At 71.1% G+C, this 25719-nt stretch carries 15 protein-coding genes; 7 read left to right on the forward strand and 8 right to left on the reverse strand.

What is annotated here, in order from left to right; translation table 11 throughout:
• Positions 1-32 precede the first annotated feature (32 nt).
• The gene (locus tag V9G19_RS19245; RefSeq protein ID WP_462287029.1) at positions 33-1703 is read right to left on the reverse strand and encodes a glucoamylase family protein; all 1671 of its coding nucleotides are present in this window, start codon (positions 1701-1703) and stop codon (positions 33-35) included.
• Positions 1704-1866: 163 nt separating this feature from the next.
• On the opposite strand from V9G19_RS19245, the gene V9G19_RS19250 reads away from it, so the two are divergent.
• Positions 1867-3777 carry a M3 family metallopeptidase gene (locus tag V9G19_RS19250; protein WP_462287030.1) on the forward strand — a complete coding sequence of 637 codons (1911 nt, stop codon included), beginning with the start codon at positions 1867-1869 and terminating at the stop codon, positions 3775-3777.
• Positions 3778-3829: 52 nt separating this feature from the next.
• On the opposite strand, the gene V9G19_RS19255 is transcribed toward V9G19_RS19250, so the two are convergent.
• From V9G19_RS19255 to V9G19_RS19275, 5 genes are all read right to left on the reverse strand, one after another.
• On the reverse strand, positions 3830-4510 hold the full coding sequence (locus V9G19_RS19255; protein ID WP_462287031.1) for an ABC transporter ATP-binding protein: 681 nt from the start codon (positions 4508-4510) through the stop codon (positions 3830-3832).
• Positions 4510-5478: an ABC transporter ATP-binding protein gene (locus V9G19_RS19260; RefSeq protein ID WP_462287032.1), complete on the reverse strand. Its 969-nt coding sequence runs from the start codon at positions 5476-5478 to the stop codon at positions 4510-4512. The genes V9G19_RS19255 and V9G19_RS19260 overlap by 1 nt, the downstream gene beginning before the upstream one ends.
• On the reverse strand, positions 5475-8348 hold the full coding sequence (locus tag V9G19_RS19265; protein ID WP_462287033.1) for a hypothetical protein: 2874 nt from the start codon (positions 8346-8348) through the stop codon (positions 5475-5477). Before V9G19_RS19265 ends, V9G19_RS19260 begins: the two co-directional genes overlap by 4 nt.
• Complete coding sequence (locus tag V9G19_RS19270; protein WP_462287034.1) at positions 8345-11434, reverse strand: hypothetical protein; 3090 nt, start codon at positions 11432-11434, stop codon at positions 8345-8347. Before V9G19_RS19270 ends, V9G19_RS19265 begins: the two co-directional genes overlap by 4 nt.
• A gap of 137 nt (positions 11435-11571) precedes the next feature.
• Complete coding sequence (locus V9G19_RS19275; RefSeq protein ID WP_462287035.1) at positions 11572-13218, reverse strand: DHA2 family efflux MFS transporter permease subunit; 1647 nt, start codon at positions 13216-13218, stop codon at positions 11572-11574.
• A gap of 247 nt (positions 13219-13465) precedes the next feature.
• Here V9G19_RS19275 and V9G19_RS19280 point away from each other — a divergent pair, with 247 nt between their 5' ends.
• On the forward strand, positions 13466-16933 hold the full coding sequence (locus V9G19_RS19280; protein WP_462287036.1) for a transglutaminase family protein: 3468 nt from the start codon (positions 13466-13468) through the stop codon (positions 16931-16933).
• Positions 16934-16982: 49 nt separating this feature from the next.
• Here the strand turns inward: V9G19_RS19280 and V9G19_RS19285 are convergent, their stop codons facing one another.
• A complete protein-coding gene (locus tag V9G19_RS19285) occupies positions 16983-18524 on the reverse strand; it encodes an amidohydrolase (RefSeq protein ID WP_462287037.1) in 1542 nt (513 codons plus the stop codon).
• Between the two features lie 361 nt (positions 18525-18885).
• On the opposite strand from V9G19_RS19285, the gene V9G19_RS19290 reads away from it, so the two are divergent.
• The 4 genes from V9G19_RS19290 to V9G19_RS19305 are packed head-to-tail and all read left to right on the forward strand — an operon-like array spanning position 18886 to position 23341.
• Positions 18886-19710 (forward strand): pyridoxal-phosphate dependent enzyme, encoded by an 825-nt coding sequence (locus V9G19_RS19290; RefSeq protein ID WP_462287038.1) that lies wholly within the window; start codon positions 18886-18888, stop codon positions 19708-19710.
• A gap of 9 nt (positions 19711-19719) precedes the next feature.
• On the forward strand, positions 19720-22266 hold the full coding sequence (locus V9G19_RS19295; RefSeq protein ID WP_462287039.1) for a circularly permuted type 2 ATP-grasp protein: 2547 nt from the start codon (positions 19720-19722) through the stop codon (positions 22264-22266).
• Positions 22266-23183, forward strand: coding sequence for a transglutaminase family protein (locus V9G19_RS19300; protein WP_462287040.1), 918 nt, complete (start codon positions 22266-22268; stop codon positions 23181-23183). The genes V9G19_RS19295 and V9G19_RS19300 overlap by 1 nt, the downstream gene beginning before the upstream one ends.
• Positions 23180-23341, forward strand: a complete 162-nt coding sequence (locus tag V9G19_RS19305; protein WP_462287041.1) for a toxin-antitoxin system HicB family antitoxin — start codon at positions 23180-23182, stop codon at positions 23339-23341. The genes V9G19_RS19300 and V9G19_RS19305 overlap by 4 nt, the downstream gene beginning before the upstream one ends.
• A gap of 455 nt (positions 23342-23796) precedes the next feature.
• Here V9G19_RS19305 and V9G19_RS19310 read toward each other — a convergent pair whose 3' ends face one another.
• A complete protein-coding gene (locus V9G19_RS19310; protein WP_462287042.1) occupies positions 23797-24174 on the reverse strand; it encodes an iron chaperone in 378 nt (125 codons plus the stop codon).
• 146 nt (positions 24175-24320) lie between these two features.
• Between V9G19_RS19310 and V9G19_RS19315 the strand changes: the two genes are divergently transcribed.
• A complete protein-coding gene (locus tag V9G19_RS19315) occupies positions 24321-25718 on the forward strand; it encodes a P-loop NTPase family protein (protein WP_462287043.1) in 1398 nt (465 codons plus the stop codon).
• Position 25719 lies beyond the last annotated feature (1 nt).

The raw sequence follows: 25719 nt of genomic DNA on the forward strand, positions 1-25719 counted from the left end.
GGGCGTCCTTCGCTGCGCTGGTTATCGTGGCATCAGTTCGAGAACGACATGACCTCCGCGCGCAAGACCGCCTTGGCCGCCCAGCTGACCGGGTCGGCGGCGAAGTAGCGCTGGATGCGCCGGTTGTTCAGCGCGTTGTTGATCGCGACCATGATCATCGACTGGTCGAGCACGAGGTAGCGGTGGCCCACCGCTCCCGTGGTCGGGTTGACCGAGTCGAAATAGCCATTGACGCCATAGATGCCCGGGAAGTGCATCCGGAGCCGCTCGATGTTGGTCATTGCCATCAATGGCTGCGCGTCCAGCGCGAGGAAGGACGCATGCGGCGTGACGACCTCTTCGGAGTTGCCGCACCAGGGCTCGGCGCAGTTGGCCAGCTGCTGTCCCTCGGGGAAGGTCCAGCCGCTCACGCCATAGATCCCGTATCCGCCGGTGTCATCCGGGGTTGACGACGGCGACATGCCCCACACCGGGTAGCCGAGCTTGTCGACGGCATACCGCTTCTGGACCACGACCATGCGCTTGTTGGCGGAGCCGAAGTTGCGCTTGCCCCAGGAGGTTTCGGGGACGATCTCGCCGGCCATGAGTGACTCGAACATGCCGTTGTTCCACGACGGCAGGTAGCGCATCCGGTCACCGGTCGGGTACTTGTAGTGCCCCTCCCAGACGTTGAACGTCTTGCCCGAGACCGGGTCGGCGACGGCCGCCCACCTCCCTGGTGGCGGCCACTGGCCCTGCCAGTCAAAAACCGGGTCGGAGTTCTCGCACCCGGGGGCCGGCGGCGGCATCGTCCGCCAGGTGCGCCACCAGACATCACCTGGCATCTGGCGCAGCCCCATGCCGAGGTATGCCGAGATCCGCGGATCCGAATAGATCGCCCCGTTGTGGTACATCCCCGTGGTCGCCGGGTCATAGCCGATGTAGACCCCGCCATACATCTGCCCGGTCGGCGGCCGGTCGGGGAGATTCTGGTTGACGTTGCACGAGGTCTGCTCGCGGTCGTCGTAGAAGATCCCGAAGTCGACCTGGGAGAGCAGCTGGTTGGCCTGGGTGGCCAGGCCGGGCAGGCCGCGGCGCACCACGATCAACCCGGAGACATACCAGCCGTTGTCGACCTGGGAGATGAACGTGCAGTTGTTCTTGCCCTGCATGTCCTCCTCGGTGCACTCCGGGTCCTCCGGGCTCATGATGAACTCGGCCGTGCGCGTGTCATACCACTGGTGCAGGAAGCCCTCGTGGCGATCCATCCCGGCGACGGTGGTCAACGTCTTGCGCACCCGCGCCTCCGCCTCGGCGGTGGTGATCAGGCCGAGGTCGCGGGCGGAGACGATGGCCCACAGATAGACCCCGACATTGGCGGCGGAAGTGTAGGTGCCGTAGGCCGTCGGGGCCGAAGCCCCACCGGCGTAGGTGACATTGTCCAGTGGCAGCGCCGTGTTCCGGTCGACACCGACGCCGACCCGGTAGAGCTTCCACGAGTCGCGGGCGGTGGTGCGCAACAGCCGCTGGTCTTGCGCCGACAACGTCGGGTAGGCATCGACCCGGGCGTCGGCATCGCGCGCCGGAAATAGCGTGGGGGTCGCGGCCCGAGCGGCATACGGAGCCGTCGCGGTGGCGGTCGGGGATAGTGCCAGGCCGGCGGCGACAGCGGGCGCGATGAACGCGGCCGCCCGGAGGGCGCGGCGGGCAGGTGGTGACGTCATGGCGTGGGGGCCTCCCTGATCCAGGCGCCGGGCCTCGTTGCCCGGCGCATGACGCGGGCCGGCTCACGGGAGCGCGATCGCCGGCCCGGTCCCACTGTGACACCGAACCGGCCGCGACGCGCCGTAAGCGCTTACAGTTTTTCCGGCAAGCTAGGTTGGGCGGGTGCCATTGACTCCTCTCGCCCTGCCTGACTCCGACTGGGCCACGTATGCCGACGTGCACGTCGCTGCGGGGCTCGCCGCCGCGCGTGCTGCCCTCGACCAGCTGGCCGACGGGAGCTCACGCACCACGCTGGCGGCGCTACAGCTGTGGAACGACAGCGACATGGCCCTGTCGACGGCCAGTGGCCTGGCCAACCTGCTGGCCCAGGTCCACCCCGATGTCGCCGTGCGGACGAGCGGCGAGAACGCCGTCCAGGAGCTGACCCGGTTTGCCACCGAGCGCTCCCTCGACCGCGGCCTCTATGACGTGCTGGCCGGCCTCGACCCCACCGGCCTGGGCCCGGACGCGGCGCGCGTCCTGGGCCACAGCTTGCGCGACTTCCGCCGGTCCGGCGTCGACCGGGACGAGGCGACGCGGGAGCGGTTACGAGCCATCAACGAGCGAATGACGGTGCTCGGGCAGGACTTCGCCCGCAACATCCGCGACGACGTCCGCTCGATCCGGATCGCCCCCGAGCGACTGGCCGGGCTGCCCGAGGACTACGTCGCCGCGCACCCGCCGGGTGAGGACGGCCTGGTCACGATCACCACGGATTATCCCGACCTGCTGCCGTTCCGCAGCTTCGCCCGCGACGGCGCCGCCCGCCGCGAGTTGGTCATCGCCAACCTCAACCGGGGGTGGCCGCAAAACGACCCGATCCTGCACGAACTGCTCGACCTGCGCGCCGAACAGGCCGACCTGCTCGGCTACGCCGACTGGCCGGACTACGACGCCGAGGTCAAGATGATCCGCGAGGGCGCGGCGATCGCCGATTTCGTCGACCGGATCAGCCAGCTAGCGGACGCGCCTGGGCGCCGCGTCCTGGCCGTCCTACTCGAACGGGCGCGCGTCGAGGACCCGGGCATCGAGGCGCTGACGGCCGCGGAGTCGCACTACTACAGCGAGCTCATCCGCCGCGAGCGCTTCGACGTCGACGCTCAACACGTGCGCACCTTCTTCGACTTCGCCAAGACCCGCGACGGCCTGCTCGAGGTGACCGGCCAGCTGTTCGGCATCGAGTATGCCGCGCGGCCGGACGCCTCCGTCTGGCATCCGGAGGTAGCGGCATACGACGTGCTCCGCGACGGCGAGCCGATCGGGCGGATCTATCTCGACCTGCACCCCAGGGAGGGGAAGTTCAAGCACGCAGCTCAATTCTCCCTGGTCAGCGGCGTCGCCGGCCGGACCCTCCCCGAGGGCGTGCTCGTGTGCAACTTCCCCACGGGCCTGATGGAGCACTTTGAGGTCACGACCTTCTTCCACGAGTTCGGCCACCTGCTGCATCACATCCTGGCCGGCGCCGGGGAATGGGTCGCCTTCAGCGGCGTCGCCACCGAGTGGGACTTCGTCGAGGCGCCCTCGCAGATGCTGGAGGAGTGGGCCTGGGATCACGCGGTGCTCAGCTGCTTTGCCACCGATGCCGACGGCCGCGCCATACCCGCCGAATTGGTCGCCAAGATGGTCGCCGCGCACGAATTCGGCAAGGGCCTGCAGGCGCGCACCCAGATGTTCTTCGCGGCGGTCTCCTACTATCTCCACCGCGACCGGCCCGCCGATCACGACGCCTTCGTCGCCGACATCCAACCGCGCTTCGATCTGTTGCAGCGTTTGCCCGAGACGCACTTCCAGGCCTCCTTCGGCCACCTGGACGGCTACACCTCGGCCTACTACACCTACATGTGGAGCCTGGTCATCGCCAAGGACCTGTTCGCCGCATTCGACCGGGCCGACCTGCTCGACCCCGAGGTCGCCGCTCGCTATCGCGACCGCGTGCTCGCCCCCGGCGGCAGCAAGGACGCCGCCGACCTGGTCGCCGACTTCCTCGGCCGGCCCTACTCCTTCGAGGCCTTCGGGGCCTGGCTGGCCCGCTGACGCCGCGGCTGCTTACTACGGCGACTGCCAAGCCGTTGCGTTTTGGCAGAAGTCACCCGACCAGGTGACCGTCGGCGATCTCGATGACCCGGTCGGCCAGGGAGAGCAGCAGGGGGTCGTGGGTGGTGACGATCGCTGTCATGCGCTCGGCCTGGACCAGGGCACCGATCAGCTCCATGATCTCGCGAGCCGTATGCGAGTCGAGCTGTCCGGTCGGCTCGTCGGCGAGCAGCAGCCCGGGCTTGGCGGCCAGCGCGCGGGCCAACCCCACCCGCTGCTGCTGGCCGCCGGACAGCTGGCCGGGAAGCTGGTTGACGTGCGGGCCGAGACCGACGCTCTCCAGCACCTCCACAACCCGGGCGTCCCGCTCCTTGGGCGCCATCTTGTTCAGCCGCAATGGCACCGAGACGTTCTCCCGGGCCGTGAGGATCGGGATCAGCCCGAAGGACTGGAAGACATAGGAGACCTGTTCGCGCCGCAGGCGCAGCAGATCGGCGTCCTTCATCGCGGTCACCTCGGCGCCGTCGATCACCACGCGGCCCGATGTGGCCCGGTCCAGGCCGCCGATGACGTTGAGCAGCGTTGTTTTGCCCGAGCCGGAGCGGCCCTTGATCGCGACATACTCGCCCTGCGCGACGGCCAAGTCGATGCCGCGCAGCGCATGCACGGCCGTCTCGCCCTCGCCGAAGACTCGGGTCAGACCTTCGATCCGGACGAACGCCTCGTCACCCATCACTGCCCCCCGCCCACACGCTCGCCGGTGCCCGGCTCGCCATTGTCACGCCGGCCGTTCTCGCGCCCGCCGTTCTCGCGCTGGTCGGGCCAGACACCGATGTGGTCGCGCTCGAGGTCCAGCCGCACCCGCTCCCGCATGTCGAGAGCCTCGGTGAATTCCCGCGGCAGCTGCAGCCGACCGGCGCGGTCGAGAACGGCATACTCCTCGGCGATCAGCTCCTCACCGCCATGCTCACCGATCGCCGTGCGCCGCAACACTTCCGAGGACGTCCGTCCATCTCGTATGCCGACCGTCCGCTGCACCTGCTCGCTCACCAAGGGGTCGTGGGTCACCAGCACCACCGTCGTCCCGTAGGCCGCATTGGCCGCGCGGATGGCCGCGAACACCTCCTCGGAGCTCTCGCTGTCCAGCTCACCGGTCGGTTCGTCCGCGAGCAGCACCTCAGGCCGGTTGGCCAGCGCCACACCGAGCGCGACCCGTTGTTGCTGCCCACCGGAGAGCTGATGCATCAGCCGATCGGCGCACTCGGGGATGCCGAGCAGCTCGAGGAGTTCGCCGGCCCGCTGCGGTCGCTCGCCGCGCGCGACCCCGGAGAGCGTCATCGGCAACTGGATGTTCTCGGCGGCGCTCAGATAGGGCAACAGGTTGTGCATGGCCTGCTGGAAGAGGAACCCGACGGTCTCGCGCCGATAGCGGACCCGGTCGCGGGCCGACATCGCCAGCAGGTCCTGTCCGGCGAGCCGGGCGACGCCGGCGCTGGGGACGTCGAGACCGGACAAGATGTTCAGCAGCGTCGACTTCCCGGATCCCGAGGCCCCGACGATGGCGACCACCTCACCCTGGTCGACGAGCAGGTCGAGGCCCTGCAGGGCGACGACCTCCACACCCTCGGACTTGAAGATCCGCACGAGGTTGTCGCACACGATCTGGGCTCCGGCCCCGAAGGACGCCGCACGGGAACTCATCGTTCGCCTCCTGAGCGCAAGTGCTCGGCTAGCCCGGCGCGTCGCGCGAGCAACGCGTCGAGGATGATCATGACCAGGACGAGGAGCAGCAGGCCGGCCACGATGGCCACGATCCAGCTGCCCTGCGGGCGCACCGGCGGAAACGCGGGCCCGCCGGTATAGGGGGCCAGGTCGAGCACGCGGCGCAGCAGCCGCGGCAGGTAAAGGCCGACGCCGACGCCGGTGGCGACGGCCGCCGCGGCGAGTGGCAGCAACTCGACGAGGCCCAGGCGCCATTCGCCGCCGCGGCGCAGGCCCATGGTGCGCAACCGGATCAGCACGTCGGCCCTGTCCCTGCGGGTGGCCGCCAGCACCTGCAGCGCCGCGATCATGCTGAGCGCGGCAGCCAGCCCGAGCGCCAACAGCGACGCGACGCGCACCAGGGCCGGCAGCGCACGCCCGGCGACGGCCGCCTGCAGCGCCCGCCGGTCGAGCACCTGCTCGGTCAAGGGGGTGGGTGGATCCCCGCTGGCCAGCGCGTGGATCGCGTCGGCGTCGCCGCGCAGGAGCAGAGTGTTGGGTTGGACTCCGGTGAGTCGGGTGCGCAGGTCGTCCAGCGACACCAGCATGACCGGCAATGCCGTGCGCCCGGGCGTCCCGCGCTCCAGGGCCGGCTCAACACCGACGATGCGGACCGGGACGGTGCCCTCGTCGATCGTCAGCGAGATGTCGGCGCTGGTGTCCAGTTTCGCGCTGACCAGGGCCGCAATGGCGTCTTCCCCCGCGGCCGGCCGCAGGCGGGCGGCGTCGAAGGCGAGTGGCGAGCCGGCAAGCGCGGCGGCATACGCCTGCGGTCCGGTGGCGAGGAGAGAGACCTGACGGGTGCCGCTTCCGGCGCGGCCGGCCGCGTCACCAGTGCGGCTGTATGCCGGCAGCGCGGCCGCGATCCCCGGCCGCTGCCCGATCGCGGTGACATCCCGCGCGTCGATGCGGGTGGCGACGATCCGGCCATCGGCGCCGACCGCGCGATAGAGCCCGGTGAGCCGTTCGCGATCCACCGAGGCGGCGACCGTGGCGAGCACCGTGGTGACCGCGGCGGCGACGAGCAGGGTGACGATCGGCAGCAGCGCCGCACCCCGCTCCCGGGCGGAGCGGCTGAGGCCGATGAAGCCAAGCACCGACCGGCGCCGGGCGACGAAGTAGGCGGCCAGCCGGACAAGGGGTGGATAGACGCGGAGCAGGATCACCGCGGCGGCGAGCGCCAGCACGACCGGGCCGAGAGCGGCGAACCAGTCACCCGTGCCAGTCGCGATCCGGTCCCCTCGACTGCGGATCGTGCCCACGACAAAGACCGCGAGCGCCAGCACCAGCAGCTCCAGGACGATCCGCCGCGCCTGTGCCGCGCGCGACGGCGCGCCGCTGCGCGTCGTCACGGCCGCCGCGGCGATCGAGCGGGTGACGGCCGCCGCGACGACGAGCGCATCCAGGACCGGCAGGGCCGCGAGCGCGATGGCGTCGAGCCGGGTGACACCGGTCACGAGCACCCACACGGCGGCGGCGGCAAGCGCGGCAGCCGGGAGCACCCACAGGCCCGTTTCGGTCAGCGTGAGCGTCCATAGTTGGCGCAGCGAGGCCCCCCGAGACCGGAGCAGCCGCAGGCTCGCCGCCCGCGCCCGGACCAGGCCGGCGGCCAGTTGCGCCGCCGCCAGGGCAGCCGCCGCGACCAGCGCGACGACGACGAACTGCAGCAGCGCCGAGGTGACCGCGAGCGCGCGCAGGTAGCCGGCGCGCACGTCGGCCAGGCCGGTGGTCACGCGTGGGATCTGCGGGCCCCATTCGGATCTTGCGAGCGTCATCCGCGAGACGGCATTGACGAGAACATCGCCGTCGGCCCGGGTCGTTCCGGCGTCCTTGACGACGATCCGCCACTCGTGATCGAGCCACCTGGACGCGGAGATGTCCGGGGCGACCGCAGCGGCGAAGTGTTTTGGCAGAGCGGCCAGGCTGCCCCCGAGCGGGCCATAGTTCTCGGGCACGGTCACCAGGACCGCCTGCGGGAAGAAGCCGCCGCTGGCTCCACCCGCCGGGATGATCGCCGGGCGCAGCATCCGGTTCTCGGCACCCCAGAAGGCGTCGGCGGCGTTCAGTGGGGTGAAGGTGCCGGCGAGTTCGACGACGACCGGTTCGGCCCGCTCGTAGGAGGTGTGCTTGGCGGCCGTCGTCAACAGCATCCGGTCGCCCACCTCGAGCTGCCATTGGCTCGCGATGCTGGTGGCCAGGGCGACCGGGATGACCTTGACCGGGCGCTGGACGACGGTCTCGGCCTCGATGTCCGCGATGTAGGGGACCGTCGTGGGCTCAGTGGCCACCGATGGCATGCTCCCGGCATCCCACCGCACGCGGGGGCCAAGGTCGCTTTGGATGCGGATCAGTGCCTGCCGGGTTGCTTGCCGGGGGACCGGCCGGCCCCGGCCGTCCAGGTCGGTGACGTCGTTCTCGGCGGTTTGGGCCGAGAACGTCAGCCGGTCGACCAGGTCCTCGGCGGGGCCGAGCAACCGGCGGGCCGCCTTCTCGATGTCGTCCTGCGGTGATTTCGGCTCGCCGCCCGCGTCTCGCACCGGCACGCCAAAGATCCCGAAGCCCGAGTTGGAGTAGCTCAGGAGGATATCCCGCATACCCGCGGGTGCGGCCTTGAGCTGATCACCGAAGGCGCGATCGTAGGCCGCATCCTGCAGCCGCGGGGACGCGAGCGCTCCGGCCACGCTTGCGCCGACGAGCAAGGCAAGCAGGGGTCCGGTCCCAAGGCGGCGGAGGTGACGCCGCAACAGCGTGACCAACCGCAGCGGGTGGACGCCCGCGGTTCGGCGGTGGCGGCCGGTGGGCATGGTCATTCGTGCGCCTCCGTCCGCAAGGCGGCGCCGATATCGCTCGGGTTGCGCACCAGGGCCGCGGCGATGACGACGAGCACCAGAGCCACCCCCGCGGCGATCAGGGCTAGCGCCGGCCAGTTGAGCACGGTCAGGACCGGCGGGATCGCCGCGTGCCCGTCCCCAGCGACCAGGAGCGGCACTACCAGCCAGGCGGCAACGGCCGAGGTAATCAGCCCGACGAGCGCGCTGAGCACGATGACCACCGCGCGTTCGAGGAGGAGCACGACGCGCTGGCCACCCGGGCCGAAGCCGAGGGCGGTGAGGATGACCCCGTCGTGCTGGCGGGCGCCGCGCAGGGCGGTCGTGGCGGCGGCAAACCCGAGCGCCGCCAACACCAACGCGGCGAGGGTGAGTAGGCCCATCGCCGTGCGCATCCCGGCGTTGACGCTGCCGGCCCGCCGGCCGGCGAGCACCTCATCGCGGTCGGTGACGGTATCAGCGAGCCGCGGTTCGTCGCGCAGTTGAGCGCGGGCCGCGGCCGGGTCCGCCGGGTCGAGCCAGTACTCGCCGACCGTGAGGATCCGCATCCCCTCCGGGTCGTTGGGCAGGGCGACACCCGCGGCCCGTTGCAACGCCCCCAGGTCCGCGAGGACGCCGAGTGTCGGGTTGGTCGCGGTCGGCAGGGCGTCGATGAGGCCGGCCACGCGGGCGCTTCGGCTGCTTCCGGACAGGGCGAGAGCAAAGGTGGCTCCGGCGCGCAGGTGCGCCCGGTCGGCCAGGGGCTTGGTGAGCACGACCGGGACCGGGTCGGGCGTGGGGATGGGCGCGGAAACGACATAGGTGGCTCCCCGCCACGCCCCTTTCAGGATGTCGGCGCCAGGCACCGGCTGGCCGTCGGCCTCGACCTTCGTGACGGCCAGCTTCGGTCGGTCGCTCGGTTGCAGATACGAGTACCAGTACTCCGACATGGTGACCCCGATCAGCCTGACGGGGTAGCGAATGGCTCCGTCCGCGGTCCGCAGGGGCACCTCCGTCCGCGCCTGCGATGTCGCCGGGATGGGCAACCGCAGCGACCACCATTGCCCGGTCGCGTCGGCGATGACCACCTGGGTCCTCGGGCCCTCGCTGACGCCGAGCTGGGTGGCGTTGTTGCTTAACCGCGTTGTCAGCCACAGGGATCGGGGGGAGCCGGGAATGAGCAGGCCGAGTGGGTCAGGGACGCGCAGCCGGGCGGTCACACCCGACCACGATCCTGCCGGGACGAGGTCGGCCCGGGGCGTCATCACCGCGGCCGAGGCCGTGTCCACCCCCAGCAGCGTCACGCCGCGCACGCCGCCGACGTCGATGCTCTCGCGATGGGCGGCCAGCACTCGCTCGGGGCCGCCGGCGATCTCCCCGAGCCGCGAGGTCGTCCACGGCGCCGTGCCGATGACCTCGCTTCCCGGCTGGACCCGCAGTGCTGCCCCCGCCTCGAAGGCCGATTGATCCCGCAGCGAGCGTTCCGTGGTCGCCCGCTGGCTGACCGCCATCGAGCCCATCGTCAGCGCGAGCAGCACGAGCAGGATTGATCCGGTTTGGCTCCCGATCCGGCGGGAGACCTGCCAGCCGGCCCAGGCCTGCGGGAGCGACACGCTGCGTGCCGCGAGCCGAGACCCCACCCGGGCCAGCAGCGGGATCAGGCGCAGCGCCAGGACGGCCAGGCCGGCGACGATCAGCGCCGGCGCCGCGATCGTCAGCGGGTCCAACGCCGGAGAGGACCCGCTTTGGTAGCGCCGCAACTGCAGCAGCCCGACAAGCGCCAACAGCAGCAGCACGGCGTCGAGGCCGGCGCCCGCGGCCAACTCGGCGATTCTCCCGCGGCCAGCGAGGTCCCGCTCGACGCGCAGGCCGCCCTGGCGCAGGCTGGCGACCACAAAGACGAGCAACGCCAGGGCGCCGCCGATCGCCACCGCGCTCCAGACCTGCCCGGAGAGCAACGCCTCCCGATACCCCCTGCCGGCGGCGGGGAAGTCGGCCGCTTCGGCCAAGGGACGCACGAGCAGCGGCGCGAGGGCTGCGCCGCCGAGGGCGCTGATCGCGACGAGGAGCAAGCCCTCGGCGAGCGCCAGGCCGAGCAACTGGCCGGTGCTGGCGCCGCGCGCCCGCAGCAGTCGGGTCTCGGGGTCGCGCAGCATACCGAGCTGGGTGGCGGCGAGCGCGAGCGCGGCCCCGCCGAGAAGCAGCAACAGGACGAGGGGGGTGAGCAGCACCCGACCGGTGCGCGTGCCGAGATCGGCCGCCTCACGCAGCACCTGCGCCTGCTCCGAGCGGATGGTCGCCCCCCGCAACGCGGGATCCTTCTGCAGGCGATCGAGCGTCGCCGTCGCACCCGCCGCGGCGGCGCCGACGTTGGTCGCGGTGAGCGACTGCGGCGGGATGTCGATGATCCAGTGCCCGGTCAGTTGCCGGGTCAGCATCCCGGGGGCGGCGATGAATGGTCCGTATGCGGTGAAGTCCCCCCGATCGATCCCCGTCCTGCCGAGCGGGATGAGCCGCCAGAGCGGGGCGTCCGGGTCGGTGACGGCGATGATGCCGCTGACCTTGACGACGAGCGGATCGGTCTTGGGATCGATCAGGTCGCTCAGCTTGACCGTGGATCCGACCCTGAGGTCGAGCGCGGCGGCAGCGGGTTGCGGGAGCACGATCTCCAGCGGCTGCGCACCCTTGGTGGCCTGCGGCCAGGTGCCGGTGGCCAACCGGGCATACCGGGCGATGTCGGGGAGTTCGGCCATCAGGATGCGGTCCTGCGCGCTGCCGCCCACCAGACCACGCGAGGTGGCGATCCGCGCCCGGAGGAGGTTTATTTGGCCCTGGTCACCGACGGCGGCTTGCACGGCGGCGTCCACGGCCGCGGCGCTGTCCGTGCGCAGTGGGACAACCACGCTCGTGTCGCGCCGGCTCGGGTCGGCTGCTGCCACCGACTCGCGCACGCTCGCGTCGGCGATCCCCGCGGCAAAGGTCCGCAAGGCGGCGACGACCAGCAGCGACACCAAGACGGTCGCCACGACCGCGGCCAGCGCGGACGGGTGTTGCCGCAGCCGCCGCCACAGCACGGTCTGCCAGCGCACGCAACACTCCCTCCCGGCCCAACCCGAGCCCGAATCCAAGCGACACTAAGCGAATGCCGCCCGGCGGCTGGACGTTGCACCGGGTTCGTTAACAGACCGATATCGGGGTCGTGGTGTCGGCACTGCCCAGGCCGGACTCAGTGGAGCAGGACCGGGGTGGCGGCGCCGTCCTCGTCGTCGAGCAGGTGGCTCTCCTCGTGCTGGCGGGGGAGGAAGTATGCCGGGATGAGCGTCAGCAGCACCAGGAAGGCGGCGACGAGGAAGCTGTGGCCGAAGACCGGCCCGGCGGCGTGCGCGACCGCATCGGCCAGCTTCGCTGCGCCGGCGGCCTGGTCGTTCCCCGCGGACGCCAGGATTTCGGCCACCTTGGGGAAGCCGGCCAGCTGCTCGCGGATCGCGGCCGGGTCCGTCACACCGGCGGTGGCCTCCTTGAAGGCGGTGGCTTGGCCGACCAGGGGGTCGTCCCTAAGGCCGTTGGTCAAGACCACCGACATGATCGCCACACCGACCGAGCTGGCGATCTGCTGGGTGATATTGAGCAGGGTCGAGCCGCGGGCGACCTGGTGGGAGGTCAACGTCTTGATCGCCGAGGTCATGATCGGCATCATCGTGGCGCCCATACCGAGGCCGAGGACGAACAGCACCGGGATGATGTAGCCCCAATAGGACGTGTCTCCGTCGACCCGCGATAGCGCGAACATCCCCCCGATGATCGCCACTAGCCCGAAGGGCACGATCCGGCCGACCGGGAACTTGTCCGCGAGCGCGCCCGCGATCGGCATGGTCAGCATCGCGCCGATGCCCTGCGGGGCGACGAGCAGTCCGGCGTGCAGGGCATCCTCACCGCGGACCTGCTGGAAATACGTGGGCACGAGTAGCAGCCCGCCAAAGAACGCGGCCGCGAAGATGAACATCGTGATCGTCGCGACGCTCAGCCGGCGGTTGGCAAACAGGCGCAGGTCGAGCAGCGGGTGCACCGGTTTGAAGCTGTAGACGACGAAGGCGATCAGCAGCAGCAGCCCGGCGGTGCCCCAGCCCATGACCTGGGCGGAGAAGAAGGTCCCGGCCTCGGGGATGGAGGAGATGCCATAGAGGAACATCGCCAGCCCGGGGCTCATCATCAGCATCCCGACCAGGTCGAAGCTCTCGCTCGGCTCGGGGCGGTCGGCGGGCAACGCCCAGGCGGCATACAGCAGCGCGAGCACGCCGAGCGGCAGGTTGATCAGGAAGATCCAGTGCCACGTCACGGCGTCGATGAGATAGCCGCCAAGGATCGGGCCGAGGATCGGGCCGAGCAGCATCGGTATGCCGAGGATCGCCATCAGCCGCCCCATCCGGTGCGGGCCGGCCGCCTTGGTCATGATCGTCATGCCGAGCGGCATCAGCAGGCCGCCGCCGAGCCCTTGGATCACCCGGAAGAGGATGAGCATCTCGATGCTCTGCGCCGCCGCGCACAGGACGGAGCCCAACGTGAACAAGGTGATGGCCAGCATGTAGAGCCGCTTGGTGCCGAAGCGGTCGGCGGCCCAGCCGGTCAGCGGGATGACGGTCGCGAGCGCCAGGGTGTAGGCCGTGACCGTCCACGCCACGGTCGAGTAGGCGAGGTCCTCGCCCCCCGACGCGAACGCGTGCTGGAAGGTCGGCAGGGCGACGTTGACGACCGTGATGTCGAGGATCGACATGATCGCGCCGAGGACGACGACCCCGGCAACCTTAAGGACGGCGCCATCGATTTTGTCGAGCTGGGCGTCGAAAGGAGGACCGAGTTGGGCAGGGGCAGCCACGGGCAGAACCGCTTCCGTCGTTGGGATGAATGGGCGCGCGGACGGTGGTCGGCGCGCGCACGGCCCGGCGCACACAGGGCGCGGGCCGAGAAGACGCCCGTTAAGGATATCCCACTGTTGAACGTTCACGAAGCGGGTTTCAGGTCGGCCCGGACGCCGGCATGCCCGGCGGACCGCAGTGTTACGCCTTCGTTAAACCGCTTGGGCGGGCGGGCCACGACGCCGGCCGGGCCATAGCCTTGCCCGCGTGACGATTCGGGTGGCGATCGAGCATCGGACGACCTACACCTTTGCGCGGCCGGTGACGGTCTATCCGCACACCATCCGGCTGCGCCCGGCCCCACACTCGCGCACGCCGATCGACGCCTATTCGCTGGCGATCTTGCCGCGCAACCACTTCGTCAACTGGCAGCAGGATCCCTTCGGCAACTACCTGGCCCGGGTCGTCTTCAACGAGCCGGTGAGCGAGCTCGACATCGACGTCGACGTCGTCGCCGACCTGACGAGCATCAACCCCTTCGACTTCTTCGTCGAGGAGTATGCCGAGCACTTCCCGTTCGGCTATCCCGCCCAGTTGCGCGCCGACCTCGACCCGTATCTGCGGCCGGTCGACGAAGATGCCGACGGCAGCGGACCCGGCCCGCTCGTGCGGGAGTGGCTGGCCCACAATGTCCCCACCACTATCGGCGACGAGCCGCCCCGGATCGTCGACTTCCTCGTCGCGCTCAACCAGGCGGTCCACCGCGACGTCGCCTACACCGTGCGGATGGAGCCGGGCGTCCAAAGCCCCGACCACACCTTGGCGGCCGCGCTCGGCTCGTGCCGTGACAGCGCCTGGCTGCTCGTGTCGATCCTGCGCGAACTCGGACTGGCCGCCCGCTTCGTGTCCGGCTATCTCGTCCAGCTGGTCGCTGACGTGGCCCCGGTCGACGGGCCCGCGGGGCCAAGCGCCGACTTCACCGACCTGCACGCCTGGGCCGAGGCCTATATTCCCGGCGCCGGCTGGGTTGGCCTGGATGCCACCTCCGGCCTGTTCGCCGGCGAGGGGCACATCCCGCTGTCGGCGACCCCGCACCCCTCGGCCGCCGCGCCGATCAGCGGAGCGACCGAGCCGGTCGAGGTCAGCTTCGCCTTCCACAACAGCGTCACCCGTATCCATGAGGACGCCCGCGTGACCCTGCCCTATACGCCTGGTCAATGGGAGGCGATCGACGCGCTCGGTGAGGTCCTCGACCGCCACCTTCAGGCCGGCGACGTGCGGCTGACCATGGGCGGGGAGCCGACGTTCGTCTCGGCCGGCGACACCTCCGATCCGCAGTGGTCGACCGACGCCGACGGGGAGGAAAAGCGCCGGCTGGCGACCGAGCTGGCCGCTCGCCTGGGGCGCCGCTACGCCCCTGACGGCCTGGTCCACCACGGCCAGGGCAAGTGGTATCCCGGCGAGCCCCTCCCCCGCTGGCAGATCCAGCTGCTGTGGCGCGCCGACGGACAGCCGTTGTGGCGCGATCAACGCCTGCTCGGCGACCCGTGGGGGCCGCCGGAGGAGCGGGTGGCGACGGCCGCGCCCGGGGAGCTGGCCCGTGACCTCGCGCTCTCGATCGCGACGCACCTCGGCGTGCCCGCGGACGTCTGCCGCCCGGCATACGAGGATCCTTGGGGAACCCTGTGGGAGGAGGTCCGCCGGCCGGAAGGGCCGCGCCCGGAGGAGGACATCGACCCGGCCGACCCGCAGCTGGCCAACGAGCGCGACCGGGCCGCGCGAGTGACCGATCTCGACCTGACGCCGGGCACACCGGCCGGGTGGGTGGTGCCGCTGTTCGCCGATCCCGACGGCGCCGGTTGGGGCACCACCCACTGGCGGCTGCGCCGCCGTCACCTCTTCTTGACCCCGGGCACCTCGCCGCTCGGGTTGCGGCTGCCGCTGTCCAGCCTGGCCTGGAGCCAAGCTCCTGACATCCCGGGCATCTCCCCTTTCGTCGAGCGCGCCGACCTGCCCGAGCCCTCGCCGGAGATCGAGCCGGCGAGGGTCTTGGACATCGAGGACGCGCCGCGGCACGCGCTGGCCGTCGAGGTCCGCGGCGGGCACGTGTTCGTCTTCCTCCCGCCGATCCCCGACGCCGAGTTGGGCATCGCGCTCGTGGGCGCGATCGAGGCTGCCGCCGTCCGGGCCCGCGTGCCCGTGGTCTTGGAGGGCTACCCGCTACCGGGCGATCCCCGCCTGGGCACGCTGTCGGTGACACCCGACCCCGGCGTCATCGAGGTCAACGTCCAGCCGTCCGCCACGTGGGGGCAGCTGCGCGAGCTGACCACCAGCCTGTATGACGATGCCCGCCAAGTCCACCTGGCCACCGAGAAGTTCGACCTCGACGGCACTCACACCGGCACCGGCGGCGGCAACCACTTCACGCTCGGCGGGCCGTCCCCGGCCGACTCGCCGCTGCTGCGTCGCCCCGACCTGCTGCGCAGCCTGATCACCTTCTGGCAACACCACCCGTCGCTGTCCTATGTCTTCGCCGGCCGGTTCATCGGCCCGACCAGTCAGGCGCCACGCGTCGACGAGGGTCGCTTCGAGACCCTGTATGAGCTGGAAATCGCCTTCGCCGAGTTGGAGCGGACCACCGCGCTAGCCCGCGGTGAGAGCCCCGCCGGACACACCCCGCCGTGGCTGGTCGACCGGCTGCTGCGTCACCTGCTGACCGACCTGGTCGGCAACACCCACCGGGCCGAGTTCTGCATCGACAAGCTGTTCAGCCCGGACAGCGAGCGCGGCCGCCTGGGGCTGCTGGAGATGCGCGGCTTCGAGATGCCGCCGCACGCCCAGATGGCGCTCGTCCAGGCGCTTCTCGTGCGCGCGCTCGTCGCACGTTTCTGGGAGGAGCCGTATGCCGCTCCGCTCGTGCGCTGGGGATCGCGCCTGCAAGACCGCTTCCTGTTGCCGGCGTTCGCCGCGGCCGACCTGCGCGAGGTCGTCGGCGAGCTGAACCGGTGGCTGGCGAGATCGGCATACGGGATGGGCGAGCAGCGGCCGGCGTTTGCCGAGAATTGGCTCGACCCGTTCTTGGAGTTCCGCTTTCCCCGCCTCGGCGAGGCCGAGATCGGGGGTGTTCATCTGGAGTTGCGGCAGGCGATCGAGCCGTGGCACGCCCTCGGCGAGGAAGCGAGCAGCGGCGGGACCGCCCGCTATGTCGACTCCTCGGTCGAGCGCGTCCAGGTCGCGGCCAGCGGGCTGGTCGAGGGCCGGCACGTCGTCACCTGCAACGGGGTGCCGGTTCCGCTGGTCCCGACCGGGTCGGGGCGGCTCGGCGGTGGCGCCACCGGAATCGGCGACGGGCCGGGCACCTTCGTCGGCGGGGTCCGGTATCGGGCCTGGGCGCCGTGGTCGGCGCTGCATCCGACGATCGGCATCCACTCCCCGCTCGTGTTCGACCTGATCGACCGGTGGAACGACCGCTCGCTCGGCGGGTTCACCTATCACGTGACCCACCCGGGAGGGCGCAGCTACGACGACTTCCCGGTCAACGCGGTAGCCGCCGAGTCCCGCCGCGCCTCCCGCTTCGAGCGGCACGGCCACACCAGCGGCCCGGTGGACACGGCGTCCTGGCCGGCGACCGATTCGCTGCTCGGGCCGCCCGGCACCGAGTTCCCGTGCACCCTCGACCTGCGCCGATTCAGCCCGGGCAACCCGCCCCCGCCAGGCCAGGACGGCGAGCCCTAGCCGTCTCCCGGCGCAGTGAGCTGCTCGCGCACGTCCGGCGGCACGTCGCTCACCCCGCGTGGGTGACCCGGCCACCGAGGAGAGTCAACGAGACGGTCATCGAGCCGAGCACCTCGGCGGCGGCCACAGGGGAATCGGTCGCGGCCAGCGGGTCGGCGTCGAGCAGCGCGATGTCGCCGCGGCTGCCGACGGCCAGGGTCCGCTGATCGTCCGTGCTGGCCGCCAGGGCCTCGGCGGCACCGATCTGCTGGCTGGACGCCCACGGGTCGCGGTCGTCCCCGCTGCGATAGACGGCGGCAGCCATCGCCAGCCACGGATCGAGCGGCGACACCGGAGCATCCGAGCCCAGGTGCAGGATCACCCCGGCGTCGATCATCGACCGCAACGGAAAACACCGGTCGATCCGGTCCGGCCAGCACCTCTCGATGACATCGCGGTCATCGAGCAGGTGCGCCGGCTGGACGCTGGCAACCACCCCCAGCGCGGCCATCCGCGACACGTCCTCGGTGCGCATCAATTGGGCGTGCTCGACGGCACCGGTCGCACCGGTGGCGGCGAAGCAGTCGAGTGCCCGCTCGACGGCGGCATCCCCGATGGCGTGCACCGCGACGGTGAGCCCGTGCGAGCGCGCCCGGGCGAAAAGGTCGGTCAACTCCGCAGCGTCGTAGTTGGGCCTCCCCCGCGCTTCGGCCGGGGTCGCGCTGTCGGCATACGGCTCGCGGCAATAGGCGGACCGGGTGTTGAGCGAGCCGTCGGAGATGATCTTCAGCGGCCCCATCCGCACCTGGCCACCGGTCTCGCCCAGATCGTCGCCGGTGGCCAGGCCCTCGGCGATGACGGCATCGAGCCCCTCGGGATAGGTCGCCGCCCGAACGCGCAGACCACGGACACCGCGCGCGAACCGGCGCGGCCAGTCCCGGTGGGCCGGCCCGAACTCCATGTCCCCGATGCCGACCACGCCGACGCTTGCGGCCCTGTCGACCGCCAGGTCGTATGCGGCTCGGGCCGCCTCCGCGGCGCCCGGGAGGGAGTCGAGGCGGGCGAAGACGGGAAACCAGTCCGTCTCGCGCAGGGCTCCGGTCGTTGCCGGCGCGTCGAGCAGCCGCAGTGCGGCGGTGTTCAGCCAGCCGTTGTGCGCGTCGCCGCTGACGAGAACGACGGGATGACGGCCGCTCACGGCGTCGAGTTCGGCCACGGTCGGCTGCCGGGTCCACAGCGCGGACCGGTGCCCGAACCCGGTGACGACGGAGTCGGTGTCCCCGGCCGGGAGGACGGCGAGGTGCGCCGCCAGCCGCTCGGTGACCTCCTCGGGGCCGCCCGTGCCAGTCATGTCGACGCGCGTTAGGGTGTTGGCCCACTGGGCCATGTGGACGTGGTGATCCCACAGGCCCGGGATCGCCCAACGGCCCTCGGCGTGGTGGACCTCCTCCTCGTCCTGCGGGTTCAGGGTGGGGGCGATCTCGGTGACCAGGCCATCGCGGATGCGCAGGTCCACGGGCTCGGCCGGCGCGGGTTGCCCGCCGACCGGGACGAGGCGCGCGCCGCGCACGAGGACGGCCGGCGCGAGGTCGTGGGGAGGTGCTGGCGTCACCGCGCAACCGTAGCGCCGACGGGCGTTCGGCATACTCAGACCGAGAGGCCGGGACGGCCGAGAACGACGTTGAGGTGGCAACGATGCTCGTACGCGGCGCAGCCGAGCGCCCGCGACAGCGCGAACCTCACGGAAGGACATGACATGACCGTGCCAGCCGGCAGCTGGGTCGAGATCGAGCAGGTCGTCCTCACGCCCGATCAGCGGGCGCCGGGCATAGCGGCACGGGAATGCCGACATGGTCACCGCGACGAGCGGCAACTACGGCGCGGCCGTCGCGTCCCAAGCGGCCCAGCGCGGACTGAAATGCATTGTCGTGCAAGAGGTCTATGACAGCCACGGCATCGGCTAGCCCGAGATCGTGGAGAAGGGCCGGGCCTGCGAGGCCTATGGCGCCGAAGTATTGAAGCTGACCGTGGGTCCGGAGCTCTTCTACGTCCTGCTGCGCACGCTGGAGGAGACCGGGTTCTTCAACGCCAGCCGCCATACCCCGTTCGGGATCCGCGGCGTCGAGCCCCTCGGCGCCGAGGTCGGCCGCGAGGTGACCGAGCGCTACGGCCGGGCACCGGACGCCGTCGTCGTCACCCACGCGGGCGGCGGGAATGTCACCGGGACCGCCCGCGGGCTGCTCGCCGTGGGCTGCGCGAACACGCGCGTCGTCGGCTGCTCGGTCGACCTGTCCGGCTTGCACATGGCCGGCAACACCAGCCTCACCGCGGCGATCTCGTTGGCCCGGACCCTGCCGCGCGACCACGTGGTCGTGGTCCAGGAGACCGAGTACACCGGGGCTGGCAAGCACCACAACAGCCAGCTCGCCTTCGCCCGCTCCCGTGGCATCGAGGTGCGCCGCGGCGACCCGCGGGACAACGTGCCGGGTGTCGCCATCGTCCTCCCCGAGCGGTTGGACCAGGTGCAGTCGGTGCCGCTCGACCTGGACGACCTGCGATCGTCCTACCTGCGCAACGCCGCCGCCCACCTCCCGGTCGGGCAGTGGTCGCCGGCCGACCGCACCTTCCTTGCCGCCGATCTGAAGGTGGACCCGGACTGGGTCGCGGCCCACACCCCCGACGAAGGAGCCCGGCCCCGACCGACGACCGTCAGCACTGCCTGGATCGTCGCCGGCGGCCACTGTGGTCGCTGTTGCCCGTGGCCTCCCACGGACGACGGCAACTCCCCGGGCGCTTAGGGTGTGGGCATGACCGCCGAGGTGATCGCCGGCGACGACGCCCTCGTCACCGCCTATCGCACCCGGCTGGAGCAGCCCTGCGGAGTGCACCCGCCTTTGGTCGACGAACTCCTCGGCCGCGCCGGCGACGCCCGCACCGGCGACGGCGACCGCGACATCCTCACCGAGGCGATCGGGGCGCTCGGCCTGGCCGGTCTGCTCGCAGCCCGGACCGAGGCGCGGCGACTGGTCGAGGACGACGGGGTCACCTATGGCACCGGCGGCGCCGGCCGCCCGGGGCGCAGCTGGGTGATCGACCCGCTGCCGTTGATCATCTCCAGCGGCGAATGGGCCGGCCTGGAGGATGGGCTGCGCCAGCGCGCCCACCTGCTCGATCTCGCGCTGACCGATCTCTATGGGGAGCGCGCGCTGCTGCGGCGCCGGGCGATCCCGCCCGAGGTGGTGCTCGCTCACCCGGGATTCCTGCCACAGGTCGACGGCATCCGGGTGCCGGGCGCCCGGCAGTTGATCCAGGTGAGCGCCGACCTCGGCCGCGGGGCCGACGGCTCGTGGGTGGTCCTATCCGACCGCACGCACGTGCCTTCCGGGGCCGGCTACGCGATGGCCAACCGGCGGATCACCTCCCGGGTCATGGCCGGGCTGCACCGGCAGACCCCGCTGGCCCGGATGCGCGGCTTCTTCGACACCATGCGTCTCGCGCTGACCGATATCGCGCCCGAGGCCGTCGACCTGCCGCGGGTCGCGCTGCTCAGCCCGGGCGCCGACTCCGAGACCGCCTTCGAGGTCGCCTTCCTCTCCACCCTGCTTGGCTTCCCCGTCGTCGAGTCCGAGGACTTGACCACGCGCGACGGCCGGATCTCGATCCGCGGCCCGGAGCGGATCGAGCAACTCGATGTGTTGCTGCGCCGGGTGGATGCCGCCTTCTCCGACCCGCTCGACCTGCGGGGCGACTCCCGGCTGGGGGCCACCGGCATGGTCGAGGCGACCCGGCTCGGCACGATCACCATCGCCAACCCGCTGGGCGCGGGTGTGCTGGAGAATCCCGCGCTGCTCGCCCACCTGCCTCGCCTGGCCCGAGATCTCCTCGGGGAGGAGCTGCGCATCCCGTCGGTGCCCACCTGGTGGTGCGGCGAGCCGGCCGCGCTCAGCCACGTCCTGGCCCATCTGGGCGACCTCGTCATCAAACCGTTCAGCTATGGCCGCCACCCGGTCAGTGCCTTCGGGTGGCAACTCGACTCGGCCCAGCGCGAGGATCTGCGCGCCCGGATCACCGCCCGGCCCTGGGAGTGGGTCGGGCAGGAACCCGTGCCGATGTCGACCGCCCCGGTCGTCACGGCGACCGGGTTGGAGCCACGCCGGGTCGTGTTGCGCACCTTCGCGGTCGCCCACCAGGGCGCCTATCATCTGCTGCCCGGTGGCCTCGGCCGGGTCGCGGCCCGCGCCGAGCAGCACCTCGTCTCCAATGCGACCGGGGCACTGGCCAAGGACGTCTGGGTCCTGGCGCGCGCCGAGGCCGGCGTGGAGCGGCTTTCGGTGGAGCGGTTCACGCGGCCTCTGCCCATGCGCCGAGCTGCGGCGGTCGCTCCGCGCGTCGCCGACAACCTGCTGTGGATCGGCCGGTATGCCGAGCGCGCCGAAGCGCTCGCCCGCCTGCTGCGCGTCACCGACGATCTCGTCGAGGACCACGCCGGCCGCGACGGGACACCCGAGGCGGCGACGACCACCGTGCTGCTGGATGGTCTCGCGGCGATCACCCGCTCGCGCGCCCTGGCGGTCGACCCCGTCGACGGACTGCGCACGCTGGTGCTCGACGCCGATCGTCCCGGCACGCTCGCCTTTGCCGTCACGCGTCTGGTCGCCGCCACCAACCAGGTGCGCGACCAGGTCTCCCAGGACATCTGGATCGTCCTGGGCCGCCTGGAGCGGGCGATCGCCGACATCCCCCGCGACGAGGCGCAGTTGCAGCCGCAGCTGGCCCGCATTCTCGAGTCGCTGCTCGCCGTGGCCGGCATCATCGCCGAATCCATGGTGCGCGACGCGACGTGGGGTTTCCTGGACGCCGGCCAGCGCCTCGAGCGAGCCGTGAACACGCTGGAACTCCTGCGGCATACGGTGTGCGCCGAGCGGCCGCCGCTCGTCGACGGACAGGTCGGCGAGGCGGTGCTGATGGCCGGCGAGTCCATCCTCACCCACCGCCGGCGCACCGCGTCGAGCTCTGGGCCGGCGGCGCCGGCGGTCTCGGCGGTCGCCCTGTTGCTGCTTGATGACTCCAACCCGCGCTCGGTCGCCTATCAACTCGACCGGCTCGCCGCCGCGCTGCGCCTCATCGAGGACGAGAGCCTCGCGGCCGAGGCCGAGCGGCTCCGCGCCGAATTGGCCGCGCTCGACCGCGAGGACGCCTGCGCCGGGGACCGCTCCGGTCTGGGGGCGGCCCTCGACCGTCAGGCCGCTGACCTGCGCGCCCTCGCCGAGCGGATCGGCCGGCGTCACTTCGCCCGCAAGGCGACCCAGCACAGCCTGCCCGTCGCGTGGTCGGTCGGCCGGGAGGAACGCTGATGGCCCAGCGCGACAGCGATTTCACTCCTCGCCGCTACCGGGTTCGCCACACGACCCGCTATGACTACGACGAGGACGTCGTCGGCTGCTACGAGCGCGGTTTCCTCTCGTTGCGGCCGACACCGACCCAGCAGATCGCGTCGGTGAGCGTCGAGGTTTCTCCCGAGCCGGACCTGAGCACCCGGCATTGGGACTTCTTCGGCAACGAGAGCTTCTACGTCGAGGTGCGGACGCGGCATACGACCTTTGCGGCGACCATGATCGCCGAGGTGGACGTTGCCTGGCCGAAGGTCGATGTCGCCGGATTGGATCACTGGACGGTCGCCGAAGCGGCCGCCGCGATCCGCGAGGCCGACCGGGACCCGGTGTCCGAGACCGCCTTCCGGCTCCCCTCCGACCTGGTCGACCTCGGCGTGGAGGTGCGGGAGTTCGCCCGGAGCGTGCTGTGGCCGGACCGGCCGCTCGGCCAGGCATTGTCCGGCCTTTACGAGACCATCTATCGCGATTTCCGCTACACGAAGGGCGCAACCTCGGTACGCACCACACTGCCGGAAATCCTCAAGCTCAAGGCCGGTGTCTGCCAGGACTTCGCGCACCTCGCGATCGGTTCGCTGCGCTGCGCTGGGTTGCCGGCGCGCTATGTTAGCGGCTATATCGAGACCGCCCCGCCCCCCGGGAAACCCAAGCTGGAGGGGTCCGACGCCACGCACGCCTGGGTTTCGGCGCTGACACCGACCGGCGACTGGGTCGACCTCGACCCGACCAACGACCACTTCGCCGACTCCCGATACATCGTGACCGCGTGGGGCCGCGACTTTCGCGACGTCTCCCCGCTCAAGGGCGTGATCTTCACCGAGGCCAAGAAGTCCTCGATGGACGTCGCGGTCGATGTCACCCGCCTCGATCCCGAGCCGTGAGCCGGTCCCCGAGTCCTTTGCCCCCCCCCGCACCTATCCGAGCAAAGTTCGGCGTGCGCGTCGGCGAGCAGCTGCATCGCAGGCGCGCCATGAACGCCGCCCAGGAGCGCCTCGGTCTCAATCGATACCTCGTTCGGCGGCTGTCCGACGTGAGCTAGCGATGAGCACCACCCGCCCCACCGACCTGCGCACGGGCTACTCCGTCACGGAATCGCTCTCCCAGGCCAACGCCGTCCCCGAATGAACTGACCTGGCCTGACGTGGTTGGAAGTTCCGCAGTGGCTGCAGCGCAAGTCGCGCACTTCCCGGCGAGTCGCGCAGTTGCAGGTGCGCGACTCGTTGCGCGGCGGGGTCGACAGGAGCGTGTCGGTACGTTTCTTGGGCGATAACCGTGCCGACCGGGTCCTCTCGACCGCGGGCCTGGTCAGCGACGGGGTTGGCGTTGGCCCTGGCACAGCGTCGGGGCCGCGTAACAGCGTGTGGGGCCGCGTAACGGGCGAGCCGAGCCCGTCCGCGGGACATGGATGGCGATCAGAGGCCCCCTCTTCCCCACTCCACGGTGGCCGCCCGAGGGGGTGGCGCGACCCGTCCGGAGCTGACCACCCGCTACCGACTACCCGCCCAGTTCGGCCAGCCGTGCGGTGAGGATCCGGGTGAAGAGGTCCGGCGGGAGGTCGACGCTGTCGCGGAGCTGGATCGCGCCCGTGGTCGTGGGTATGCCGAGTTGCGCCAGCTCGGCCGCGAAGGCCTGCACAACGGACCCGGAGTAGGGATAGATGCCGATGTGCTTCTTTGTCGACATGATCGACACGAAGCCCTTGCCGGACAACACGAGCCCGGGCATGGCGTACTTGACCCCTTCGGTGGCGTCGGGGGCGAGAGCGCGGGCGGCGGCATACAGTTGAGCGATCCGGCCGCGACGCGGCTCGGGCAGTTGCTCGACGTAGTCGCTCACTGGACGGTCCTCGGGCGAGGAGGTGCGAACGGTCACGCGTCGATCCTCCCAGTTTGTCGCTCGTGCGTTCCGCGTCGTGGGCGAGGGCGATCAGGCGCGCCGGGCCGTCGAGGTGCGACCTCCCAATCGGGCATCCGCTCCGCACCCAGCGCACACCCAGCCGCGCGGGTTAGCGTGTATTGGTGAGTGACGCACCCGACATCGCCACCCTGAGCCAGTTGCACGCCAGCGGCCACGTCGCCAAGACGCTGCGCCAGGAAATGCGTGACAACCTGCTCGCCAAGCTCGCCGCCGGCGAGGACCCCTGGCCGGGTCTGCACGGCTTCGAGACAACCGTCATCCCCCAGGTCGAGCGGGCGATCATCGCCGGCCACGACATCGTCCTGCTCGGCGAACGCGGCCAGGGCAAGACCCGGCTGCTGCGCACGCTCGTCGGCCTGCTCGATGAGTGGACGCCGGTGATCGGCGGCTCGGAACTGGGCGAGCATCCATACGAGCCGATCACCCCCACGTCGATCCGGCGGGCCGCCGAACTCGGCGAGCACCTGCCGGTCGAGTGGCGACACCGCAGCGAGCGGTATGCCGAAAAACTCGCCACCCCCGACACCTCGGTCGCCGACCTGATCGGCGACGTCGACCCGATGAAGGTCGCCGAGGGCCGCCACCTGGGCGACCCCGAGACCATCCATTTCGGCCTGATCCCTCGCTCGCACCGGGGAATCGTCGCCGTCAACGAGCTGCCCGACCTCGCCGAGCGGATCCAGGTCGCGATGCTCAACGTCATGGAGGAGCGCGACATCCAGATCCGCGGCTACGTCCTGCGGCTGCCGCTCGACGTGCTCGTCGTCGCCTCGGCCAACCCGGAGGACTACACCAACCGCGGCCGGATCATCACTCCGCTCAAGGACCGCTTCGGCGCTGAGATCCGCACCCACTACCCGATCGAACTGTCCGACGAGGTCGCGGTTATCGGCCAAGAGGCGCACCTGGTCGCGTCCGTCCCCGACCACCTCATCGAGATCCTCGCCCGCTTCAGCCGGCACCTGCGCGAATCGACCGCCGTCGACCAACGCTCGGGTGTCTCGGCCCGGTTCTCGATCGCCGCGGCCGAGACGATCGCGGCCGCTGCCTTGCATCGGGCAACCGTCCAGGGCGAGCCCGAGGCCGTTGCCCGCGTCGTCGACCTGACCGGCGCGGTCGACGTGCTCGGCGGCAAGGTCGAGTTCGAGACCGGCGAGGAAGACCGCGAGCGGGCGATCCTCGACCACCTGCTTCGGACCGCAACCGCCGAGACCGCGCGCGAGCTTTTCCGCGGTATTGACTTCCGCCTGCTCGTCGAGGCGCTGTCGGGCGGGCTGCTCGTGATGACGGGTGACCACGTGTCGGCTTCCGGCTTCCTCAACGCCCTGCCCGTGCTCGGCGAGTCCGAGCTGTATGACGACGTCGCCGCCCGCGCCGGCGCGCGCAGCGAGGGCGAGCGCGCGAGCGCCCTCGAGTTGGCGCTCGAGGGCCTCTACCTCGCCAAGCGGATCGGCAAGGACTCCGACGGCTCCCAGACCGTCTACGGGGAGAGGGGTTAGC

The sequence above is a fragment of the Nostocoides sp. genome (genome assembly GCF_037045025.1).
GTDB lineage: Bacteria > Actinomycetota > Actinomycetes > Actinomycetales > Dermatophilaceae > Nostocoides_A.

Coding starts and splice junctions, on each gene's coding strand:
- V9G19_RS19245 (WP_462287029.1), bottom strand. CDS start 1,703: ATGACGTCACCACCTGCCCGCCGCGCCCTCCGGGCGGCCGCGTTCATC.
- V9G19_RS19255 (WP_462287031.1), bottom strand. CDS start 4,510: ATGGGTGACGAGGCGTTCGTCCGGATCGAAGGTCTGACCCGAGTCTTC.
- V9G19_RS19260 (WP_462287032.1), bottom strand. CDS start 5,478: ATGAGTTCCCGTGCGGCGTCCTTCGGGGCCGGAGCCCAGATCGTGTGC.
- V9G19_RS19265 (WP_462287033.1), bottom strand. CDS start 8,348: ATGACCATGCCCACCGGCCGCCACCGCCGAACCGCGGGCGTCCACCCG.
- V9G19_RS19295 (WP_462287039.1), top strand. CDS start 19,720: ATGACCGCCGAGGTGATCGCCGGCGACGACGCCCTCGTCACCGCCTAT.
- V9G19_RS19300 (WP_462287040.1), top strand. CDS start 22,266: ATGGCCCAGCGCGACAGCGATTTCACTCCTCGCCGCTACCGGGTTCGC.